The sequence below is a fragment of the Bacillus sp. SM2101 genome, from assembly GCF_018588585.1.
Classification (GTDB): domain Bacteria; phylum Bacillota; class Bacilli; order Bacillales; family SM2101; genus Nanhaiella; species Nanhaiella sioensis.
Genome location: NZ_JAEUFG010000069.1, coordinates 1 through 4,066, shown reverse-complemented (window position 1 = coordinate 4,066; position 4,066 = coordinate 1). Strand labels below are relative to the sequence as shown.

Here is a 4,066-nt window from a genome sequence, read left to right as displayed (position 1 = left end):
TTCTTAGTTTAAACAATATTACCCAAAACATAAAGAAAGACGCTTTTCAGTATAGTTTCTGAAAAGCGCCATATTGTGGAAGATCAAAGGAAAAGAAAGTAATCCGCACCTTTTTAAATAGGCGATTTAACTTAATACCTCTATAGGTTCGAATACTTGAATTTAAGATTTGTTGTGAATCTTCTTCCACTAAAGTCCTCCACTTCTTGAACATAGCATATTTAATTGAATTTCTCCCAAATAGCATTTGTATAAGCTACTTTCAACCCCGCTCGTTCCATATTACTTTGACTCACGCTTCCATACGCAGCCTGTCCGACAATTATATTACATCTTAATTCAATTGCTTTTTCTATTCGCTTTTTTATAAGTTCAGTTTGAACGCCTTTATTTCTCAACTCTGGAACTGTGGCAGATGCAGCTAAGGTAGCAACTCCATTCTTCACAAATAGTGCTCCGACTCCAGCTGGCTCTCCTTTTACACTTGCTATATAAAATGTCCATTTACCGTTATTTAAAAGAATCTTGTTATTTTCTGTAACATTACCTTTTAAGAACGAAGGCATATCAAACCCTTTTGTATAAATTTCTCCATAAATATTAAAATCATCTTTACTAATTTCTTGGATAAGTATAGAACTTTGTGGTTCATTAATTAATTGTACGTCTTCATCCAACCCTCGGTATAGTGAGGTATGGAATCCACTTTGAAAATAACCTTTAATACTTAGGGTTCTAAGAAGCTCTGTAGTTGATTTGGTTGGAGTGATTTCAAATCTAGCCGGGATTCCCTTGCTTGAGTAAAAATCTAACATTGAATCGATGTCTCCAACATTATTACTACAGACCCCTTTAATCGTATTGAAAGAAGATCCAGGAATATTCTTTACGGAAAAAGCAACTGCATTCCCAAATTTTTTTATTTCAACACCCATTGAATTTCCCTTTAGTTCTTGAACTAATTTTAATCTATCTTCTAATGCATCTATTTCTGATTGTTCAACCATTACGGCGTTTTCTTTGGATACTAAAATAGTCATCATCTCACCTCAGTTTATTTGAATATACCTCACTCCAGATAACTGCTCTTAAGCGGCATAACTTATAATTCAAGGTGCCCCAATTATTTACCTTCTTTACTCCAGATTATTGCCCTAAAATGATAAAGATGCTAACCATTATTACAGATTAGCGCCATTGTGGTTACTAAAAGTTCTTGGTTTAAACAATATTACCCAAAACATAAAGAAAGACGCTTTTCAGTATAGTTTCTGAAAAGCGCCATATTGTTAAAGTTCATTAATCTATTGGCTTGGGGTCAACTTCTACTTTCGGATAACCGTACACATGACCAGCATTTGTATTAAAATACCCTGGAATGTCTTTCAGTGAAAATTCAAGTAAGTGATTTTCTGTAAATGATTCCACTGTCATATAACCGTAATCTACTTTTACTCCTTCATCTTTAAGGGATGCATCTGAAATCCATGTATAATATGTACTTAGTAGGTTACCGTGAAAAGCGTAAATAACGATTGCTTTTTCATGATCGTAATGTAATCCTGATTGAGTAGTTACATTATAGGTATACCACGCTTCTCTTAATTCTTTTTCAGAGAGACTAATTTCTTCCTTACCCTCATAAGATACGTAAACATAGTCTTTTCCGACATTGTATATCAAATCATTATAGACAGCCAAAACAGTGATATCTCCCCTTAGTTGCAGTGTATTATACTTAGCATGGTCAAACACTCTTATAATTGTTACAATTGCTTGCTCTCTCGTAATATGCTTTCGTGGCATAAATTGACCGTTAGACCCTTGCATAAGCTCTAAAGTATAGGCAGCACTTACGGCAGGCTTCGCCCATTCTCCTATTTGATCGTAATCCGTATAACTCATCTCTTCTTCTGTTGCATATGATATTAAACTTGATTTATGAATTGTATTCATCAGCATTTGTGCTGCTTGCTCACGTGTGATATAAGCATCTGGTGAAAAGGTCGTATCAGATGTACCATTCACACTACCAATAATATAGGCAAGGTTGACGTGATCTAAATCCGTATCTTCAAATGGTTGATCAATCGTCACTTTTTCCAGTACCATTTCCATTGTCCATTCATATGACCTTTCGACCATTTCTAACTTTTTAAAAGCCACGTTAACTAATAACTCCGCAAACTCCTCTCGCGTAATTGGGTCAGCGTAATTAGCTTGTAATCTTTCTGGAACAATTCCTAGATCAATGCCTCGTTGAATCGTATCTTTTGACCAAGCACTCGGCTGGTCTCCAGCTGCAAATACAGATGTAGATGGAAGTAACAACATTAATGATAAAATAACTACTAACGTTTTCTTCAACATAATTTACCCTCGCTTTTCCCATGTAATATAAATTATAAATACTTTTACAATATCAAACTTACATTCATTAATTTACCAATCTAATTATATGAAAGGGATTGTTCTAAGTAAATAATAACTTAGAGATTAAGACTCTTTAATTCACCTGTTTTAAAGAAGGTTGATCTAGTAGAAGATACCCAATATCTTTTTCGCAAAAAAGATAAATTTACCAATGAAAGTTCTTAAATTATCTAAGATAATTAAGTAGTTAAATACATAGATAATACATAGATAATTTATATATTAACAAGGAGTATAATATGATAAGTAAGTTAAAAAAAAGAGTAAAAGTAATTGTAATAAGTACAGTTAAAAAAAGAGCAAAAGAAATTTTAGTAAGCCTTTTGATAATTTCAGTTATCTTAAATTATGTTCAGTACAAGCAAAATAATTATATTGAGGACAGATTACAAGCATCATATCTGGAATATATTACAGATATCTATTGGGTGAACTTTATCTTTCCAGACCACTCAACTTTAGAAGGAGCAGATTTAGAAGACTTTGATTATTCTCAATTGTTGCAGAACCTTTCAAAACTTACTTTAACCAAAGTCCCACATGCTACAATCGAAACAGATTGGTTAATAGCTAATACGTTTGGGCTTGTAAAGGACTTATATGATAAAAGTATAAAAGGAGAGGCATTTACTGAAGAGGATTTGACATTGCTTAGAGAAACAAGTAATTTATTCAAACTATACACGGAAGATAAAGAAAATATTGGTCTAACTAGTATGTCCTCAAAAGAAATTCTAGAAGAATTAGTAATAAGGAATCAACGTTTAATAGACGCTGGATATGGTCAGTAAATAATTTAAAAAAAATAAACCATTGTGTGCCTGTATAAAGGATAGCACAATGGTTTATTTTTTAGTCTTATCTTGACAAAGAACAAATTAGGTACTTTTTATATTCGTTAATTCAATACTGGATAATACATTAATAGTTACTTCAGCTGTTCCTAAAAAGGGAGTTACCAGTACTTCCAACAGGCACGATGTCAGTATTATTACTGAACAGCGCCAGATTGCGGAATATCATCACAATAAAAAGGAGTACCTCGTCCCCCCCTTTTTTAACTAGTTTATTGTTTTCAGGCCAACCTATACTACCATTATAAGAACCCCATATACAAACCCAGCAAATAATAATCCTAATATTATAAAAGCTAGTATTTTAGGTATGCCCTTTGGGCTCAAAAAAGCTGTAATTATCGTAAGTGAGAATCCAATGAGGAGAATGTTAATTCCAAGTTGTCCACTAATATTTTCATTTCCACGAAAAAGTAATAAAAATGTAGAAGTTATAATTATTAGACCTAAAGAAACCCATCCAAGATACTTTTTCATTCATTTCCTTCCTTAGACAATCTTATATAAACAATACCATTTTTTTGTTAATTTAATTCGGATGTAGAAAAGAAAAAAAGATATATGAAATTAAGGTGGTTTCAATATTAAAACTCCCTATTCCTCAGCATTTTATAATTATGAGAAATTGGGAGTTTTCACTCTGTTCAAGCCCCATTTTCTTGAATAACACATGAGAATATATTAGATAGGTTTTTCCCCTTTACAGAAAAGCTGTACGGATTCTATTCGTTCTTTTTCTTTTTCCAACCCTTTAACATCTCTTCATCTATTTCTGCAAT

4 protein-coding genes are annotated in these 4,066 nt (G+C 32.6%); 1 reads left to right on the top strand and 3 read right to left on the bottom strand.

All coding sequences use genetic code 11. The features are described 5' to 3' along the window. Positions 1 to 221: 221 nt before the first annotated feature. Together JM172_RS24020 and JM172_RS24015 are read right to left on the bottom strand one after the other, a co-directional pair. A complete protein-coding gene (locus JM172_RS24020) occupies positions 222 to 1,040 on the bottom strand; it encodes a GNAT family N-acetyltransferase (RefSeq protein ID WP_214484913.1) in 819 nt (272 codons plus the stop codon). A gap of 259 nt (positions 1,041 to 1,299) precedes the next feature. Then, positions 1,300 to 2,370, bottom strand: coding sequence for an S-layer homology domain-containing protein (locus JM172_RS24015; protein WP_214484912.1), 1,071 nt, complete (start codon positions 2,368 to 2,370; stop codon positions 1,300 to 1,302). Between the two features lie 302 nt (positions 2,371 to 2,672). Here JM172_RS24015 and JM172_RS24010 point away from each other — a divergent pair, with 302 nt between their 5' ends. After that, positions 2,673 to 3,224: a hypothetical protein gene (locus JM172_RS24010; RefSeq protein ID WP_214484911.1), complete on the top strand. Its 552-nt coding sequence runs from the start codon at positions 2,673 to 2,675 to the stop codon at positions 3,222 to 3,224. Between the two features lie 294 nt (positions 3,225 to 3,518). Here JM172_RS24010 and JM172_RS24005 read toward each other — a convergent pair whose 3' ends face one another. Continuing rightward, complete coding sequence (locus JM172_RS24005; protein WP_214484910.1) at positions 3,519 to 3,764, bottom strand: hypothetical protein; 246 nt, start codon at positions 3,762 to 3,764, stop codon at positions 3,519 to 3,521. Between the last annotated feature and the right edge of the window lie 302 nt (positions 3,765 to 4,066).

Excerpts from the sequence above, each read along its gene's own strand:
- JM172_RS24020 (WP_214484913.1), bottom strand. The coding sequence starts at position 1,040 with ATGACTATTTTAGTATCCAAAGAAAACGCCGTAATGGTTGAACAATCA.
- JM172_RS24015 (WP_214484912.1), bottom strand. The coding sequence starts at position 2,370 with ATGTTGAAGAAAACGTTAGTAGTTATTTTATCATTAATGTTGTTACTT.
- JM172_RS24010 (WP_214484911.1), top strand. The coding sequence starts at position 2,673 with ATGATAAGTAAGTTAAAAAAAAGAGTAAAAGTAATTGTAATAAGTACA.
- JM172_RS24005 (WP_214484910.1), bottom strand. The coding sequence starts at position 3,764 with ATGAAAAAGTATCTTGGATGGGTTTCTTTAGGTCTAATAATTATAACT.